General features: G+C 42.9%; 1 protein-coding gene. It reads right to left on the reverse strand.

The window, feature by feature from the left end; translation table 11 throughout:
* Nucleotides 1–183: 183 nt before the first annotated feature.
* A partial coding sequence (locus BCU12_RS09370) for an outer membrane beta-barrel protein (RefSeq protein ID WP_198599297.1) occupies nucleotides 184–559 on the reverse strand: 376 nt, incomplete at its 5' end.

A 559-nucleotide genomic window follows, 5' to 3' on the forward strand; every position in this document is an offset into this window, starting at 1 on the left:
ACAAATACAAATACAAATGAAGAAGACAGATTGGGCTAAATGAAAAGCGCAGAGCAATATTGAGAGTCACGATTTGAGATGAAGGTGTTGAGGTTGCTGGGCTGTAATCGAGAAGGGGAATTGTGAGTCGATGATAAACGAAGCCCGTTAAGCTTCGCTTTATCATCAGAGAGGAGTGTATGATTACCAATGAAACCCAGCGTTTACTCCAGCGTGAACACCACCAGAGCTTAAATCTTTTTCAAAGAGCTCGGCCTCAAAATGTGAGTAACGCACATCAAAGCCAAGGTTGAAGTGTTTCCATGGTCGCCACTTTATTCCAGTTCCTACCCAAGGTCCGTAGCCTCGATCATCTTCTTTTTTATAGGTACCATCGGCTTGTTTGACTTCCTGGTGCGCATACCCAATTGTTAGACCACCGCCCAGATACGAAGAAATGCCATATCGATAATCAAAGTAACGTCTCAATCCAATCATGAACTCCGTTGTCACGGCATCAACGCGGTAATCATCATTTTTTTTCGCGTCTTTATTATCATCCTTGCCAGAAATATAGGTA

The sequence above is a fragment of the Vibrio sp. 10N.261.55.A7 genome (assembly GCF_002877365.1).
GTDB lineage: Bacteria > Pseudomonadota > Gammaproteobacteria > Enterobacterales > Vibrionaceae > Vibrio.